The 15,594-nt window shown below is 61.7% G+C and carries 19 protein-coding genes; 9 read left to right on the forward strand and 10 right to left on the reverse strand.

Annotation, left to right across the window (positions count from 1 at the left end):
- Positions 1–40: 40 nt before the first annotated feature.
- On the reverse strand, positions 41–442 hold the full coding sequence (locus FM051_RS03410) for a hypothetical protein (RefSeq protein WP_158840523.1): 402 nt from the start codon (positions 440–442) through the stop codon (positions 41–43).
- A gap of 532 nt (positions 443–974) precedes the next feature.
- On the opposite strand from FM051_RS03410, the gene FM051_RS03415 reads away from it, so the two are divergent.
- Positions 975–1,412 (forward strand): helix-turn-helix domain-containing protein, encoded by a 438-nt coding sequence (locus FM051_RS03415; RefSeq protein ID WP_158840525.1) that lies wholly within the window; start codon positions 975–977, stop codon positions 1,410–1,412.
- A gap of 114 nt (positions 1,413–1,526) precedes the next feature.
- Entirely contained in the window at positions 1,527–2,453 is a 927-nt protein-coding gene (locus tag FM051_RS03420) for a NotI family restriction endonuclease (protein ID WP_158840527.1), read from the forward strand.
- On the opposite strand, the gene FM051_RS03425 is transcribed toward FM051_RS03420, so the two are convergent.
- The 4 genes from FM051_RS03425 to FM051_RS03440 all read right to left on the reverse strand — a co-directional run bounded on the left by FM051_RS03425 (position 2,450) and on the right by FM051_RS03440 (position 6,596).
- Positions 2,450–3,412 carry a DNA-methyltransferase gene (locus FM051_RS03425; RefSeq protein ID WP_202918658.1) on the reverse strand — a complete coding sequence of 321 codons (963 nt, stop codon included), beginning with the start codon at positions 3,410–3,412 and terminating at the stop codon, positions 2,450–2,452. The genes FM051_RS03420 and FM051_RS03425 overlap by 4 nt on opposite strands.
- A 215-nt stretch (positions 3,413–3,627) precedes the next feature.
- Entirely contained in the window at positions 3,628–4,506 is an 879-nt protein-coding gene (locus FM051_RS03430) for an SMODS domain-containing nucleotidyltransferase (protein ID WP_158840531.1), read from the reverse strand.
- 29 nt (positions 4,507–4,535) lie between these two features.
- Complete coding sequence (locus tag FM051_RS03435) at positions 4,536–5,420, reverse strand: S-4TM family putative pore-forming effector (protein WP_158840533.1); 885 nt, start codon at positions 5,418–5,420, stop codon at positions 4,536–4,538.
- Positions 5,421–5,477: 57 nt separating this feature from the next.
- Complete coding sequence (locus FM051_RS03440) at positions 5,478–6,596, reverse strand: hypothetical protein (RefSeq protein ID WP_158840535.1); 1,119 nt, start codon at positions 6,594–6,596, stop codon at positions 5,478–5,480.
- Between the two features lie 240 nt (positions 6,597–6,836).
- Here FM051_RS03440 and FM051_RS03445 point away from each other — a divergent pair, with 240 nt between their 5' ends.
- The gene (locus FM051_RS03445; RefSeq protein WP_158840537.1) at positions 6,837–7,085 is read left to right on the forward strand and encodes a helix-turn-helix domain-containing protein; all 249 of its coding nucleotides are present in this window, start codon (positions 6,837–6,839) and stop codon (positions 7,083–7,085) included.
- A gap of 22 nt (positions 7,086–7,107) precedes the next feature.
- Here FM051_RS03445 and FM051_RS03450 read toward each other — a convergent pair whose 3' ends face one another.
- Positions 7,108–7,701 (reverse strand): DUF6461 domain-containing protein, encoded by a 594-nt coding sequence (locus tag FM051_RS03450; RefSeq protein ID WP_158840539.1) that lies wholly within the window; start codon positions 7,699–7,701, stop codon positions 7,108–7,110.
- Entirely contained in the window at positions 7,689–8,315 is a 627-nt protein-coding gene (locus tag FM051_RS03455; RefSeq protein ID WP_158840541.1) for a NucA/NucB deoxyribonuclease domain-containing protein, read from the reverse strand. Before FM051_RS03455 ends, FM051_RS03450 begins: the two co-directional genes overlap by 13 nt.
- A 343-nt stretch (positions 8,316–8,658) precedes the next feature.
- Here FM051_RS03455 and FM051_RS03460 point away from each other — a divergent pair, with 343 nt between their 5' ends.
- Positions 8,659–9,663, forward strand: coding sequence for a hypothetical protein (locus FM051_RS03460; protein WP_158840543.1), 1,005 nt, complete (start codon positions 8,659–8,661; stop codon positions 9,661–9,663).
- A gap of 65 nt (positions 9,664–9,728) precedes the next feature.
- On the opposite strand, the gene FM051_RS03465 is transcribed toward FM051_RS03460, so the two are convergent.
- Positions 9,729–10,643, reverse strand: coding sequence for a phosphotransferase (locus FM051_RS03465; protein WP_158840545.1), 915 nt, complete (start codon positions 10,641–10,643; stop codon positions 9,729–9,731).
- Positions 10,643–11,914: a helix-turn-helix domain-containing protein gene (locus FM051_RS03470; protein ID WP_158840547.1), complete on the reverse strand. Its 1,272-nt coding sequence runs from the start codon at positions 11,912–11,914 to the stop codon at positions 10,643–10,645. The genes FM051_RS03465 and FM051_RS03470 overlap by 1 nt, the downstream gene beginning before the upstream one ends.
- A gap of 283 nt (positions 11,915–12,197) precedes the next feature.
- On the opposite strand from FM051_RS03470, the gene FM051_RS03475 reads away from it, so the two are divergent.
- From FM051_RS03475 to FM051_RS03490, 5 genes are all read left to right on the forward strand, one after another.
- A complete protein-coding gene (locus FM051_RS03475) occupies positions 12,198–12,419 on the forward strand; it encodes a hypothetical protein (protein ID WP_158840549.1) in 222 nt (73 codons plus the stop codon).
- 2 nt (positions 12,420–12,421) lie between these two features.
- Positions 12,422–12,808, forward strand: coding sequence for a recombinase family protein (locus tag FM051_RS03480; protein WP_158840551.1), 387 nt, complete (start codon positions 12,422–12,424; stop codon positions 12,806–12,808).
- Positions 12,809–12,813: 5 nt separating this feature from the next.
- The gene (locus tag FM051_RS03485) at positions 12,814–13,155 is read left to right on the forward strand and encodes a hypothetical protein (protein WP_158840553.1); all 342 of its coding nucleotides are present in this window, start codon (positions 12,814–12,816) and stop codon (positions 13,153–13,155) included.
- 58 nt (positions 13,156–13,213) lie between these two features.
- Entirely contained in the window at positions 13,214–13,336 is a 123-nt protein-coding gene (locus FM051_RS53015) for a hypothetical protein (protein WP_274383445.1), read from the forward strand.
- Between the two features lie 107 nt (positions 13,337–13,443).
- Entirely contained in the window at positions 13,444–14,655 is a 1,212-nt protein-coding gene (locus FM051_RS03490) for a JmjC domain-containing protein (protein ID WP_158840555.1), read from the forward strand.
- On the opposite strand, the gene FM051_RS03495 is transcribed toward FM051_RS03490, so the two are convergent.
- Positions 14,636–15,463: a hypothetical protein gene (locus FM051_RS03495; protein ID WP_158840557.1), complete on the reverse strand. Its 828-nt coding sequence runs from the start codon at positions 15,461–15,463 to the stop codon at positions 14,636–14,638. The two genes, FM051_RS03490 and FM051_RS03495, sit on opposite strands and share 20 nt — an antisense overlap.
- Positions 15,464–15,594: the final 131 nt, after the last annotated feature.

Below are 15,594 nucleotides of genomic sequence, written 5' to 3' on the forward strand. Positions count from 1 at the left end.
TACGGACGGTCAGCAAAAGAGGGGGTTTCAAGCAAAGGCCCTATCCCTTCTTCCGCTTCCTCTCCCACTCCACCATAGCGATCAACGCCCGCGCCACCTTCTGCACATCAATCTCCGGGTTCACCAATGCGTAGACAGTCGGCAGACCATGGTCTCCGCCAGTTGGTATCGCCACGCCCGTGCCAGCCTTCACGCCAGAAGCACTCCGCGCAGCGAGTGCATTATCGTTTTGCCGGAACTGACTCAATGCTCGTCCAGCTCGCTGCGGCAAAGCAGGCTGCTGCTTGGTGATGACACGACGATGCTCTAATAATTCTTCTACAGATAACCCTTGCCGATACGGCACAAAGTAGCCATGCAGTGCCCACTGCTCGTTTGGCGTCAGAGTCGCAAAAACAAACTCATGTCGCTGCCAGTAAGTGGCCAGCACATGATGCGTCACTATGTAGTCGTAGTTTGTTAGACGAGGCATAGACTACTACTAGTTTACCCCCCCCCCCGCTGTTAATGCAAATCATGGTCGTTTGCCGTGCGCGATCGAGCCGCGTCGATCTCTATTGAACAAAAGACTGGACAATGGTAGAATTAGCATGACGCGGGCAGGTTCAGGACACAAATTATGTCTGGACATAAAAAACCACGCGGAAGTAAAGTCATCTTTTGGCTACTCCGTCTGATTATTGAGTTCTTACTCAATAATGCATAAACCAATAGAGCTCCCTAAGACAGGGAGCTCTATTGCTGTGCCCAACACAACACCATCGGTACATCCCACAGGGGTGACAAATAGGCTATATACACGTACCGATGCCATAAATCAAGTGAGCTAGTTGAGCTCAAACCACCCCTATAAGGGGTAGCCCGTCGACAAACTCACAGCTCTTCTACTGTACCGATAGACCCAAAAAGGTCAGCACTTATTCGTGCTGACCTCTGGGAAATGTTCAATTGAACATGAAAATCATAATATCTTGGTGGGCATCGTTGAGGCCCTTGCAAACCCCCGTAGAGCCACCCGACGCCTGCTCGCCCTAGGAAAGTCCTGGCCAGCGGACGGCCCAACCACCAGAACCCTCACCACCTACCGCACCGCTCAGCCCTTGCGACCACACCAGATCGACGAGTTGGTTGCTGCCCACAAAGCCGGCGCCACCGTGCGCGAGCTAGCCGCCCAGTTCGGCCAGCACCGCAGCACCATCGGCCAACACCTCCGGGCCCGTGGCATCGACACCACCCGCCGTGCTCTCAGTCCCGACGACGTCCAAGTAGCAGCCCGCCTCTACCACTCCGGCTACTCCATCCTCCAACTCGCCGACAAGTTCGAGGTCGGCAACGAGACCGTGCGTCAGCACCTGCTCAACGCCGGAGTCGTGCTTCGTCCGAAGGGCAGACCTGCACGCTCTTTGCAGTGATGAACCACCTGTGCGGTACGGCTGAGCTGCGAGGCGTCTGCCCGCCGCGGCAGCTCTACCTCAAAGATTACCGATTGACTCCCACCCGAGGCAGCACATGGCTACGCTGCTTGAGTGACGAACGGCAACGGCAAGCGCTCCCCCAGAGGAACTGTCTTTCCTATTGTGGAAGCCTACGGCTTTCCATATGACAGCACATCACCTGAAGCCCTTAAGACCTGGGAAGCACAGGCTTGCCCGTTCGCAGGTGGTACCTGCGAGAAGCAGCGCCAGTATGGATTCGGCTACTGCTCTGTTACCTACGCAGCCAAGTGGAACAACCAGGTGCAAAACACCTACGCCGTTTGCGACCATCGCCTTGACGGCCCACCTGTGAAGTGGGCAGCCCACGACTACTTCGGTGATGCGGAAGCGACGCTGGTCCCTGAAGTGACGGTGACAGATAGTCCCAAGCTCAATATTGACTTTGTCGCATTTGCGGAGGGCTCACAGGCTACGAAGAAGTACATCGCGATCGAGACTCAGGCGATTGACCTCCGCGGCGGAGGCGTTGGTCCAGCGTGGAGGGCGTGGGAAGCTGGCGACGTAGCCAACTGGCGCTCTTACTTCACGGAAGAAGCCGCACGCAAAGGCCGTAAGGACACCATTGACTACGGTGTGAATACCGGAAATGTCTACAAGCGACTCGGTACCCAGGTTGCCGTCAAGGGCGAGTACCTTAAGCAGATCGAAGTACCGCTGTACGTCGTAATGCAGCAAAGCATCCTTCAGCAGCTCCGCAGTCGAGTAAACTTCACGCCGATCCAAGACGGCGATCAATGGGACATCACATTCGCCGGCTTCGAGTACACCGGCGCCCAGGAGCCCAACGGTCAACTGAAGCTTGAACGCGCAGAGGTTGTCCGTACGACACTGGCGAGCTACGTAGAGGCCATGACTTCAAGCGGCGAGGGAAGTGCACTGTACGACGAGTTCGTAGCCAAAGTTCAGAAGAAGCTCAAGACGTCTTCCAGCCAGGCCAGCTTGTTTCCAGAACTTTAAAACAAGCTTGACTGTGGCCCATCCTCCACAGAGACCTCGCCTTGGTCAACAGCGTCAGCAAGGGCGGTCACGAACCCTGGGCTCCCAATATTTACGCGGGCTGAAGTCGAAAAATTTGACGTAATCTCAAACCCCATAGCTCGACGCCCGTTTTTCACCGCCACAGCAAGCGACCTCCCGGTGCCACAGAAGGGATCAAGCACCAGACCACCGGGCGGACACGAGCTAACAATACGAGGCTCAATCAGTCGAACAGGGAATGTGGCGGAGTGCCCATCGGAGCCGGATGCCACATTCACCGTCACCACATCACGAGCACCTTCCTCCACTGCTGAAATGTCGTAGTAGTACTTGGGACGCCCCTCCTTAGGGCGCTTGACGAAGTGGTAAAAGTGCTCGTGGGCGAGACGCAAGCGATCTTTCTCCGGCCTCGGTGGAACGTTGCGCTTCTCCCAGATCAAGTCGTTACGGAGAATCCACCGCTTATCCTGCATAGCTATGGCGAAGCGCGCCGGAATCAGCAGCAACTGCTTCTCCTGACGAAAACCGCCCATTGGCGTCTTGCGGCGCATCCGAGGGTTATCTCCGAGACCTTGACGTCCGTCGAAGCGGATACTCGACCAGCGCGCGAAGTAAGTGTCACCGATGTTGATCCACATGCTGCCACCAGGCTTAAGCGCATGCGCTCCGCGCTGAAAGATTTCAACAAGGTTGCTGACATACCACTCAGGCAAGGGTTCCATACCAAGGCATCCGCCATGCAGACGGTACCAATCGTAGGACGGAGCCTGTTCCTTATCATTGCCTTCGGCTATCCATTCTTGCAGGATATCTTCATTGTGCTCCAAGCCGTAAGTACGCAGGCCCCAATAGGGTGGCGACGTGATAATCAGGTCGACCGACTCGACAGGAAGTTTCGCCATCAGGTCATAGGCGTCCCCTTCGTGCACCTCTGCCATACGGTCCTCGACAGGAGGGATAACTTTCTGAGAGATTTCCATCTTCCGCCCCGATAGACCGATATTTCAGACGTTCCGCGCGCCGCGGGGTAGTGTACCAGCAGCGGAACGACGTTCACGACGAAGACCAGATCGCTTCATATTGCGGATCGTGACACCTACGTCAGGTCGTCGGTTTAGACATACGCGCGCCAGCGCTCATGGATGTTCGCGTGCTATCCGTAAGCCGGAAAGCTGCTTCCTAGCACGATCCGCCATTGCCTCATGGCTTCGGCATGGTCACCTCGATTTTCGGCATCCAGGGCAAGAGCGGCACGGTCAAAAGCAGCCTTGATGTTCCTGTTTACCGAGTCTCGTGCAGACTGTGTTAGATACGTAGAAAGATCCCCACTGTATCCGGCGGGGTCAGAAACGCTCAAGTTGTAATGATTGTAGTCGAAAAAGGTTTTCAACGCCTCCCTCGTGTTGTTGCCTAGGGTGTTGAAGGTTCTTGCCGCCAACATCTCAAGGTGAAACGATGCCAGGTAGCCGCTGTGCGCCTTGTTCCACTGCTTCACTATGCGGATGAACTTCTTCAAGTTACCTGAGACGGCAGAGTTCCGCTCGTTTAGATACGACTCGTGCTGCACCGGATCGGTTGTTAGCCACCCGCCCGAACCGTCGGGGATGCCATAGCCGCCTGTGGTGTACTTCACGACGGCAGCAACATCGACGATCAGGCCATCGGCGTAAAAGATTCGAACCGCCTGACCGCGGGCACCGATCTTCCGAACTGTTGAAGCATTGCTCAAGCTGCTGCGAACCCGATAGAGAAAGTCGGCCGAGTTAGTAGAGTAACTCTTCGACCAGAGGTCGCTGTCCACATGAAGGTGAGCCATAAGGTCGATGTCATCGACTGGCAAACTTGCCGTGTTGCGACCAAACGAGCCAATAACCTTTGTCGACTGGTGCTGAATGTCTGCCGTTGACGGGAACGCCGCCTTCAGTACACCAATCACGGCAGCTTTTCGTTGATCAACCTTTTCTCGCAGAGAAGTTCCTGGCGTTACGAGTTCGTTGAATTCATCGAACGCCTTGGCGGTTGTGCTAGCCATAACGCCTCCTCGTTGAGGTCGTGTTCCCACTACGCATCGGGTGCCGATCCCAACTCTTCAGCCGCCACCTTCATTTTGGCCTCGTTTTTCGTCCGCAAAAGCCTGTACAACCACCCAGGTACGCGGTTCGGCTGCTTACGGGTTTCAAAGATGGCGTCCTGGATCTCGCGACACTTCATAGCTACCGCATCACGGTCATCGGCATCGTGATCATCGTGAAGATGGTCAAGCTCAGCAGTGACGGTGGCCAGGGCTATTTTCCGTTCACTGACCGTCTGACGTTGTGCGCGGATAATCTCGAACCCGAGCAGAATGGCAGCAGAAGATGGGATGAACCAGGCCAGTAGCAGGTTCCATACGGTCATACCTGCAAGACAGCCAATAAGCACGCCGGTGCCGACCCAGCACGCGAGCAGTGCTTCCACAATACGCGCCCATCGCTCACGAAGGCCGACGTCGTACATGAGATTTGCGCGCTGACAGATAAGCACGTTAAACGGCCAGCTCACTTGATCAGTATCTGGGTACCACCTGCGGATACGATCATCGCCACTTCGGTAACGCGTTGCGAGTTCGTGCAAACGCTCAGGGTCGAGCTTGGTAGCGCGCAGCTTGTTCCATGGCAGCGTGAAGACATAGGTGTCGAAGTGCTCCTGCACGGTCGCAGCCTCCACGCTCAAGCGCTTTGATACCGGCACCAGCAGGAGGGTCGACATCAAGGTCCACGCGAACCCGACCGCCGCAAGGACTGGTTGAGGCTTCCCCAGGATGGCGAAGATGACGGCGACCACGACGAGGACGAGCGACGCAAGCCCACGGGCTGCTTCCACGCGAGCTGCGCCTTGGTTTGCTGCGCTCGCTGCCCGGAGAAGCCGAAGACCTCGATCGTCGTCCTGTCGATCAGCGATGGTCATCCAGCCTCCATGTCGTTGACTTCGGCATCGCCGCACGATCGCATGATGTTACGTGAGTCACACTCGCGAGCTGCGGACATTCTGCAACTCCTCCTCCAGCACCCACACGAACGCCACGCCCGACCGCGGGAAGACCCAGCCGTCGAAGCTGACGTTCACCGTCTTGGCGTCAGCCGTCCGAGCGGCCTCCTCGACGCGCGCCTGGCGGCTGCTGGCGAAGTAGTCGAGAGTGTTCACTCGGCGGATGCCCGCACCGGTGTAGTCAAGCTGGACATGCAGACCCTTGGTAGGGCGCGGCAGGTCTAGGTAAAGCACGTGGCCGTGCCGCTGCACGAGGGTGCGGTAGGTGTAGGCCAGCGTCACCTCGTCGTCCGCCGCAGCACCGAGGCTGACCGCGTAGACCTGAGCACCGGTCCGCTCAGTCCGGCGGATCTTCCTATCCTTGCCGTCCACGGTGAAGCTGAGCAGCTGGAAGACCTCGGGATCACTGGCGCCCAGGCCGCTAGACCGATCGAAGTGCCACACCGAGGTGACAGCCTGGTCCCGCAGCATCTCTTTGTACTCCCTAATATCCGCCACGCAGGCGAAGCGCAGGCTGGAGCTGGCAGGTCGGACGCGGTACTCCCAGCGGATGGTGGCGACGAACATCGAGCGCTCACCAGAGACCGGTCCTGCACTCCAAGGGGCGAGAGAGACAGACACCTTGACGTCGTGCCAACGCTCCGTGGCCTGGACGACTTGGTCTCGTACGTCGGCGTAGAGGTCTTGTGCGAGCGCCTGGCTATGGACCCGGAGGCCGAGAGCGTTGGTCGCGATGCGGTCGAGGGTCTCGTCCGAGGCGACGCCCTTCAAGGTCTCGGCGTCGAAGGCGAAGCTGCCGAGCACAGCATCACGGATGGCTGGCGCTTCGTGGCGGATTGCTTCACGTACCCGCTCGGCGGCTCGCTGGTCGCCGTGCTTGCGGTCGACGTACTCGAAGAAGACGGCCAAGAGTCCGGTACTGAAGATCGTGGAGCCGACCTCACCAAGTGGCAGGGCGATGAGCCACTCTGGCATCAGAGAGCCCCAGGTGCTCGACCAGTGAGCCAGGAGCAGCAACGTCGTACCAAGCACGACGGCGAGTACCGCGATGAGCTGCAGTTTGGTGGCGTAGAGCTGGTCGAGCGGATGTTTCATTCACTACACATTGTAGCAAGTTTTGTCTTAGTGTTGAATAGTAACGAAAGCCCTGGACGCTACTGACGTCCAGGGCTTTCGCACTACTTCGGGGCAGATCAGGTGCCGCCCCCGCCACCGCTGATGACCAAGCGCATGCGAACCACCCCCTCCTGATGATCTTGGCGTGGCGCCCGAGCGGACGCCACGCCAAGATATCCGATTTTGGGATATTGGCAAGTGGCCAAGTGACCTTTGCCGGTGGACAGGAGCATCACCTCCGACGAGTACCGCCGCTTTCGCGAGCTACTGAGGCAGCTGCGCTTGGATGCGGGACTGACGCAAGTCGAGGTGGCCGAGCGCCTGGACGAGCCGCAGTCGTTCGTCAGCAAGTACGAGTCGGGCGAGCGACGGTTGGACGTCATCGAGACGCGGCACATCGCGGAGGCGCTCGGCACCACACTGGCCGAGGTTGTCGCACGGCTCGATCAAACCGACGAACCTTCCTAGTAGACGCTGGAATCTCCAACCGTCACGGCGTGCGTGCGCTCTCAACGCCTTCCAGCAGGACATCAGGGTCGGGGATGCGGTAGGTCGGCAGCTTGGCCACGGTCCAGGCTTGGTCGAAGGCCACGCCGGTCCGCCGCTCGGCGACAGCCAGCGAGGCCGCCCGCAACTTGCCGATCTCGAAGGGCCCGTCGGCGGCCCACCTAGGGACGAGGTCACCCGGATCATCGGCGTCGACGCGCATCGGGTCGAACGATGCGGTCACCTTGCCACCCTCGGCCGCGGTTACGCGGAACAGGCCGTTGACGTTCCAGTGCACCGAGAAGAAGGTGGAGTCGCCCGCAGAGGCACGGCGGGCAATCTCCGGGACGGTGCCGCTCCAGCCGTTGTTCTCCAGGGCGATGATGTGCTCTTGGTGTTCGAACACCTGGATGTAGAAGAAGCCAGGGTCATCGAGGGCAGCGTCTTCGGCCTCGATGGTGGTCATGAGCTGGCTCCGGGCCGGGTCGCCGCCGTAGACGTACACGACGTCCTCCGTCGTGGAGTCCTGAATGACGGCGAATGTGAGCACCACGTCCTGGTGCTCAATCCAGTCGTAGGCATCGATCAGCTGGTGCATGACTGGTCCTCGGCGGTGTCGCTTCCGGCGTAGGCGCTGGTGGCAATCTTCCCGGGGTTGGTGATGACGACGATGAAGGCGTCACCTTGGGCGATGTTGGCCCGACGGTACTCCTGGCGCAGGGTGCCGCCTTGGCAGTTCTGCTCCCGGAGGGGGACTTCCTCGGTGCGAACGGTGGCGAAGGAGCCGCCCTCGACAGTGGAGGCGAAGGCGTACTCGTCGCAGCTGCCGTCCGGGAAGGTCTTGGTGAACACGCCCGAGCCGCAGACGGTGTTGCGCTTCGTTTGGTCGGTGCCGGGGGCGTCCTTGTGCAGGATGGCTGGCTTGCCCTCGGCCCAGGCGAGCTGGATGTTGCGCGTGATGTAGGGCATCTTCTCTGCGCTGAGCAGCACGACCTTGAGGTCGTCGCACTGCCGCTCCTTCAGCAGCTGGTCCGCGGTGCACCGGTCGGTACGCGGCTTGACGGCCGGGGCGACGACGTAACTCGGCTCGACCGAGCTGCCGAGTTCGGAGACGGCATCCTGCACGTTGTCGAGCAGCGTGGGGCCGAAGAGGATGACGACGGCGCCGAGGACGAGGACGGGTAACAGGCCGGTGGAGCGGGTCTTGGCCACGTGAGGCTCCCAAGAACGGCACTAACAGATCGAAGGCCAGCGTGACGGAGCGCCAAGCGTGCATGCTGGAGTTCGAGGCTCGATCACCCGTTCGCCGTTACGTCCGGCCTGTACCAGCGTGGCGTAACGTCAGGCCCAACGACTCAGTACACCTGGCGCGAACTACTTCACCCGAATAGGTCAACGACAGGCGTCGCTTCGCCCGCCTGACGCCGTATGCTCCTGGACAGCCACTTGGCTCAACTCAACAACCCCCGATCTTGCCAGCTGTGGCTAAGGCAGGCGTATCGGCGCACGGGAAGCGGCGTGCACTTCCCGCAAAGACTCATGGTGCACGCGTGGGATGCTGATGACACGAGAGAACCGACTCTTCGACTCTGCAAAAAGCGTATGGGCTGCTGTTATCGCCGCATCACTCCTCGGAGTGGCCGGAGTAATCGGCCTTGTTGCAGACCTCGCCCAACTCGAGAGCTGGCTGACTTCCGGCATCGGCCCCATCGTGCGCGTGGCCAGTTTCCTAATTCTATTGACTGCGGTTGTGATCATTCTTTCCAAGAAGTCGCGACGGGACCGCTACACCCTGATTTCGGGGATTATTGCAATCTTGAGCGTGGCGACCTTCGTGTTGTCATATACCTTGTGGCCAAAAGTGGCCACAGAGGCCGAAAGAAGTGCTGGCGCACTGAGTGCAGTGCCCACGTCGGAGCAACAAGTTGCTGAGCCCCTTGTTGTCGCAGTCGATCCGCAGACGCACTCCTGCGATTCTGACTGGGTAACACCAAAGAGGCCGGACGAGATTTCAAGATTGAACGAAGATCTACAGGCACTGGAGAGTTGGGAAGATTATGAGCCGATCTCCGACGGTGCACCAGCAGATAGCAGCAAGATCCTCATGACAGCACAAGGAGTGGGCCCCTCAAGCGTGGTCATCACCGGACTCGAGATTGTCGTACTGGATCGTAAGGCACCGCTTAACGGCACGGTAATCGCCCGCCCGTGTGGCGGTCCGCTCGCATACCGTTGGGTGGACGTTGATCTCGACGTGGATCACCCACGCGTGGTTGGTCGCGAGTTGAGCGGGGACACCATCGAAGAAGCAAGAGAGAACGGTTGGCGCATCGAGCCCGTGGCCTTCCCATACGAGGTCGCGGCCCAAACAAGTGAAACCTTTGCGGTCGAGGCGAGTACCGATACATGCGACTGCACCTGGGAAGCAAAGTTCCACTGGTCATCGAACGGCAGGACAGGAGTTTTGACAGTTGACAACCATGGCACGCCTTTCCGGACAACCAGCGGCGAGGGCATGGTTAGATGCGTACTGTTGGGCGCTACACCGTCATGTAGGTGAGATGCGCCACCTGCCGATGGTAACAATGCACACGTACCCAGTACTCCCTCGAGGCGGTGCAGCACCTACAAAATTGACCACCGCAGTCCCTCCCCTGCCTCCAGCGCCGCGATCCGCCGCTGTACCTCCGCGGCCTGCGGCGACCCAGCAGCCGACTTCCGGGCGTTCGTCGTCACCATCCTCAGCTCACGCAGGTCGCGCATGACGGCGAAGCCCTCCCACTCACGGATGTCCCGCCCGTAGCGGGCGCAAAAGTCTTCGTACTCCTGCTCGGGGAAGCCGAAGCGACGACAGTGCACCTCGATGGTCACCAGGTCCCACTCCACCGGCCCGATTGCCGCGCTGTCCCAGTCACACAGCACCGCCCTGTCGTTCGCCTTGTCCCACAAGGTGTTCCGGTGCTGCGGGTCGCCATGGATCAGACGGGACGGGCCGTCGAAGCGAAGACCAGGCACCGCGTCGACCAGCTGGCTCCAGCGCCGCAGCAGGACACCGCGCTCATACGCCGAGATGATCGTGCTCGCCTGGATCGAGCGGTGGATGGCGCCAAGCGCATCCAACTCCGGCAGCGGCAACGGCGGAGGCGGCACGTCGTGCAGGGCGCGCAGCGGTCCGGCGATGTCACCAGCCGCAACCACGCGGGTCGGTGGCAGGTAGCGCCACAAGGTCACGCCGCAACCCGCTACTTCGAGCGGCTGCTGGATGCCGGACAGCAGCCGCACCGACGGCACCTCGTGCTGGCTCACCCACTCGACCAGCGACACCACCGCTGCGGTGTGCTGGATGTTCGGCCGCGCCACCTTGACGATGACCGGCTCTACAGCGAGTCGGAACACGGCGTTGGTCTGGTGTCGGAGTAGTTCGGCCCCGGTGCTATCAAGCCCGGCTTGCTCGCAGATGGCTTCAAGCACCAACCGAGTGCGCTCGGGTGTAAAGGTGGCTTCGGTGAGCCGGGGAAGACTACGACCAGCAAGCGCCATTAGTGGTTGTTCTCCTGTGCGGTGACCAGTTCGCGCAGCTCACAAGCAGCGGGCCGCTGCTGCTCAGCCGCCGGGATGGCGGCGACGACGTCAAGGGCGCGGGTAAGCACGATGCGGGTGCGGTGTTCGGGTGGCAGCTGTTCAAGGGTCCTCACCGCCAGCTCGCAGGCACCTTCAGCGTCACCGCGGCTGGCTTCACCGACCGCCTGGTCGAGCCGGATCAGTGCCGGATCGATCGCTATGGCTGGATCAGCGCGGTACCGCTCCAAAGCCTGAGCTTGGACCTGGCGGGCACGAGTGGTCTCACCCAGGTACGTCAGCGTGCCGGACAAGTAGAGCAGCAGCCGCTTGTCGTTGAACTGGAACGCCGCGTCGGTCGTTGGCTCGTTGAGCTGGTCGACCATCTGCTGCGCTCGGTGCATCGCTTGTTCGGCACCTTCGCGGTTGCCAAGACGCGCCAACGCCCGACCTTCGGCAGCAGCGGCCAGGGCGACGGCGCTACAAATCGTCTGTGGCAGTAAGGCCTGCGCGGCTTGAGCTAGGACCACGGTCTGCTCCACGCGGCCGTAGTAGTAGGGCAGCATCGCTTCCTGGGCGCGCACCTGAGCTTGGAGGCGAGGGTTGGCCGTGTCGTCAGCGGCCAGCCTGGCTGTGCCGTACCAGTACCGCGCGCGGCTGATCTCCCCCAGCTTCATCAAGGCGTCGGCACTCAGCAGCCCAAGTACCGCAGTGGCTTCCGACAACCGGGCCTGGATGCCTGCCGGCTGCCGTTCGGCCGCGAGCGTCTGTACCTCGATAAGGTCCGGCACCACTCCCTGGAGCACCGCCACCGGTGCCGTACGCGTGTAGCTCGTAACGTGGCTGGCGACCCGTTCCTCGATCAGGGTCAGGCGCGTGGCTGACGCCAGCCCGGCGGAGAGCGTCTGATCAACCAACAGCCGAGTCTGGTCGAGCACGCTCATGAGCGTGGGCTTGGTCGGGACACTCACGCCGTGAACCGGCAGCTTGGTGAGAGCATCGTGAGCACCGGAGCGCGGGACAATCGACATGATGCCGACCGGCACGGCCTGCTCCAGCAGAAACGCCAGTTCGTCCGGCGACACAGTGAGCAGTTCCGCTAGCTTCCGCCGCACGTGAGGCAGCGGCTCGCTGTCGCCCGCCTCCCAGCGGCGCACCGTGGACGGGTCGACGCCGAGGACTCCGGCGAGCCGTTCCTGGGTGTACCCCGCCGCGCGACGGGCGCTGGCGAACCGTGCGCGTTTTGATGCCACCACACCGACCTCCCGGTACCTGCGTCCACCGTAGCGGACACGCGTTTGACCAGGTAGATGGTGCCGTGCGCGGTCAATGCGCGGTCTATGCGCGCCTCATGCGCTGTTGGTCCGGCGTTCATCGCGGTTCGCTTCTTACTAGGCATCCGGCGTCGGGTGACCACCCCGACAGGAAGCCCTACCGGCCCATCTCTCCCCTCGATAAGCCGGTACGGCCCCGCTCCCCGGCGCTGGATGCCACCCACCACGATCAACGCCGAACAGGAGCAGGTGGCGATCTCTCATGACCAACCTGGCGGCTGTCATTCCGCTGAGCGGCCGTGACGTTCTCGCCGAGAACGTCACGGCCCCAGACGCCGATGTTCCCGAACCGGCGACGCTGTACTACCTGACGGTCATCGCCTTCTTGTTGCACACCAACGTCGATGGCAGCTGCCCACGCTGCCGCGAAGTCTGGCCCTGCGACCACCTCCGCCTGGCCTACCGGCTGCGGGAGGCGTTCTAGCCATGCAACCCGCGAAGAAGCAGCAGCCCCTCCTCTCCATGGACACGTCCAAGGTGGTCTACGGCTACTTGCTGGCCGAGGAGCCGGACGAGCTGGAGATCGTGGCCTGGCAGCGGGAGATCCGGCACTTCTGCCGCACCCACGGCCTCGTGCTGGCCAATATCTTCGTCGACCGCGGCCAGCTCGGCGACACTGTGCAGCGGCCTGGCCTTGCAGGTCTGCTCGACGTGCTGGCGATGCCCGAGACCTTCGGCTTCGTGGTGCCAAGCGAAGACCACTTGTCGCGCTCGAGGCATGCACTCATCGTCCTGGCGCTCCGGATCTCACAGACGCAGGCGCAGATCGTGGTCATGAGCCAGCACACGGACGACACGTCGGTGTGGTGGTAGCGCCCATGCACGAGGACGAGCTGGTACGCCGCCTGCGTGCCGAGGCCGGTTTCCGCACTGTGCCGCTCCTCGACACTGACGCACGCGTCGTTGGGCTCCACCTTCACCGCTTCCTGCCCGGCGGGGTGCTCGATGTCGTCCAGATTCGGGACTCGACCTCCGGCTTCCACACGGTCCGCGCCCAGCTCATCAACAGCTTCAGCGTGAACGCGCCGTTCGCGCCGCCTGCCGCGCTGGCCCGTGACCAGGGCGCGCTTGCCGAGGTGGCCGCACAGCTGTTGCTACCTGTCAGTCAGTGCCCGTCGAACGTGCCTGCCTGGCCTCCGAGCGACGCCAGCGGCGCCTAAGCCGCACCGCGCCCGTCGGGCGCGGTGGAACACCGATCGACTGGAGGGAGGTGAAGACATGGACGAATCCGAGCTGCTCGCCTCGGTGCAGGTGACGCACACGGCAGTTGTGCACGACCGCGCCGAGGTGCAGGCATCTGATGGTGGCTCTGGTGACTGGGGCGAGAACCGCGACCCGTAAGGGCCGGGCTCACCTCACTGTTCAGTGCCCACCCGCATGACCACGAAGGGCTCCGCGCACGAGTACAGCGCGGAGCCCTTCGTGCCCTCACCTAACGGAGAACACAAATGGATCACCGACTTGTGCGTGGCATCGAAGATGCCCTGGGTTGGCTCGGCCCGGGGCTACTCGGCCGAGAGTTCGCCCGCGGCACACTGCCTGAGGTCTCACTGGGCGAACGGCTACTGACTCCCGTCCGCTTGCTCGACCTCATCATGCGCCGGAGCATGACCTCGGCTCGGCTGCGTTGCCTGCAAGACGGCTCGGACGTACACCCGCAGGCATACCTGATGACCAAAGCGATGCGCCGGGCCGAGGCCGTACAGATGGTCGACATGGCCAGGCTTGGTCGGCTGCTCAAAGAGGGTGCCACGCTGGTGCTGGACGCGGTCAACACCTACGACGCCACACTCGAAGTTGCCTGCCGTGCTCTCCAGTGGTGGGCGCGTGAACTGGTGCAGGTCAACACGTACCTGACCACGGGGAGTGCAGCTGGCTTCCAGCTCCACTGGGACGACCACGACGTGATCATCGTGCAGGTGGCCGGGCAGAAGTCGTGGGAGGTGCGCGGCCTGGCTCGCCCCGTGCCGATGTACCGCGACGCCGAGCCTAACCAGACGCCGCCGGAGGAGATCGTCTGGCAGGGCACTATGCAGCCGGGCGACGTCATGCACATCCCACGTGGCTACTGGCACCAGGCGACCCGGGAGGACCACGGTGACGGCTACAGCCTGCATCTGACGTTCGGCTTCCCCCAGCGCACCGGGGTGGACTACCTGACCTGGCTGGCTGACCAATCCCGCCGCGACGAAGTTCTCCGTCACGACATCGCTCGCTGGGATTCGGTGCGTCTGCGCGGCGAACAGCAGCTCGCCTTCACCGACGCGGCGGTGAAGCTAGCTGCCACATCGTCGGTCGACGACTACCTGGCCGGACGCGAACAGGAGTTGCCCGCGGCACGGCACGTCGTCACGCATGGCTTGTTCGGCTCGCCGCGCGAGGTCGTCTGCGTCACCGAGTTCCCGCCGCACATTGAGGAGTTGGATGGCACGGTGAGTGTGTCGGCCGCAGCGCGACGGATGACCTTCCCAGTTAAGGCCCTGCCCGCACTGCGACCGCTACTCGGCGGACAGCCGGTGAACTTGGACCAGTTGACCGCAGTGACTGGCGTCAATGCCCACGCCCTTGCCGGCCTCCTGATCGCCGAAGACATCTGCGCCGAGGTAACGCCGGACCTGGCGGCGGGCTACCAGGGTCTACTTACGGGCGTAGCTCGCTGAGCAGGCGCTCGGCGTTCTGCTTCGCGAGCGGCACCAGCTCGTCGGCGTAGCCAGGCGGGAACGCCAGGATCTCGGCGCAGTGGTAAAGCTGCACCAACTTGCCGGTGGTGCTTTCGAGGTCGTCCTGGCGTTCGCGGTACACCCGCTCCGCCAAGGTCGGGACGGCGAACGACGCGCTCCACAACGAAGCAGCGTCCCAACCGCGCGGCGCCATGCCCCAGTCTTCCCAATCGAGGAAGGTGCAGCCCGGAGCCGTCAGGTTGCCCCAAGCGAGATCGGCGTGAGCAGCTCGCCACTCACTGATCGTGGTGTCCATCTCGGGGAACACCTTGTGAACGGTCGTGCTGAAGCGCTCCTGAGTGATGGGCTGGAGGTGAGGAGTGGCAGTCCGGGTCGTGGTGTGGGCAGCGAGGGCGTTCATGGATGTCGAGAACGTCTCCCACCACGACTCGGACAGGCCAGGGTCAACGGTCAGGATGCCCCCGGCCTTGATGGCCTTGTCTTCAACACGCTCGGTTTCGTCGGCACGCCACATGACGCCAAGCTCGTGGTCGATCCAGGAGACGCCTTGCAGCCAGGCGGGCATGGCGACGCCGTCCAGGACGGCGGCGGCTTCGAGGCCCCAGCCCTGGCCGTCTACGCGGGCGAGGTCACGGACTTCGATGCGGACCCAGGTGTTGCGGGTGGTGGCGTAGCCGAGGGAGCGACGTTTGTGGACTGCAGACCGGAGGTTGAAATCCGTGGCAAAGCTCTTCTGCACACGAGCGACGGTGGTGTCGGCGGGAGTCTTCCGAAGGTCGGGCGACATATGAGCATAATATCCCAACCATGCCGACTCCAAATAGTGCCCACGATCAAACAAGAGTAAAAATATGCAATACAAGAGCTCGACATCAAACAAAATCAGCCGAATAGCCTATTGTGACCGTACCTATAAAA

Source organism: Saccharothrix deserti, assembly GCF_009769385.1.
Taxonomy (GTDB): Bacteria; Actinomycetota; Actinomycetes; order Mycobacteriales; family Pseudonocardiaceae; genus Actinosynnema; species Actinosynnema deserti.

Bases quoted from the DNA above. Each gene is read 5' to 3' on its own strand.
- FM051_RS03425 (WP_202918658.1), bottom strand. From the start codon at position 3,412: ATGGCAGAGGTGCACGAAGGGGACGCCTATGACCTGATGGCGAAACTT.
- FM051_RS03430 (WP_158840531.1), bottom strand. From the start codon at position 4,506: ATGGCTAGCACAACCGCCAAGGCGTTCGATGAATTCAACGAACTCGTA.
- FM051_RS03435 (WP_158840533.1), bottom strand. From the start codon at position 5,420: ATGACCATCGCTGATCGACAGGACGACGATCGAGGTCTTCGGCTTCTC.
- FM051_RS03440 (WP_158840535.1), bottom strand. From the start codon at position 6,596: ATGAAACATCCGCTCGACCAGCTCTACGCCACCAAACTGCAGCTCATC.
- FM051_RS03450 (WP_158840539.1), bottom strand. From the start codon at position 7,701: ATGCACCAGCTGATCGATGCCTACGACTGGATTGAGCACCAGGACGTG.
- FM051_RS03460 (WP_158840543.1), top strand. From the start codon at position 8,659: ATGCTGATGACACGAGAGAACCGACTCTTCGACTCTGCAAAAAGCGTA.
- FM051_RS03465 (WP_158840545.1), bottom strand. From the start codon at position 10,643: ATGGCGCTTGCTGGTCGTAGTCTTCCCCGGCTCACCGAAGCCACCTTT.
- FM051_RS03475 (WP_158840549.1), top strand. From the start codon at position 12,198: ATGACCAACCTGGCGGCTGTCATTCCGCTGAGCGGCCGTGACGTTCTC.
- FM051_RS03480 (WP_158840551.1), top strand. From the start codon at position 12,422: ATGCAACCCGCGAAGAAGCAGCAGCCCCTCCTCTCCATGGACACGTCC.
- FM051_RS03485 (WP_158840553.1), top strand. From the start codon at position 12,814: ATGCACGAGGACGAGCTGGTACGCCGCCTGCGTGCCGAGGCCGGTTTC.
- FM051_RS53015 (WP_274383445.1), top strand. From the start codon at position 13,214: ATGGACGAATCCGAGCTGCTCGCCTCGGTGCAGGTGACGCACACGGCA.
- FM051_RS03490 (WP_158840555.1), top strand. From the start codon at position 13,444: ATGGATCACCGACTTGTGCGTGGCATCGAAGATGCCCTGGGTTGGCTC.
- FM051_RS03495 (WP_158840557.1), bottom strand. From the start codon at position 15,463: ATGTCGCCCGACCTTCGGAAGACTCCCGCCGACACCACCGTCGCTCGT.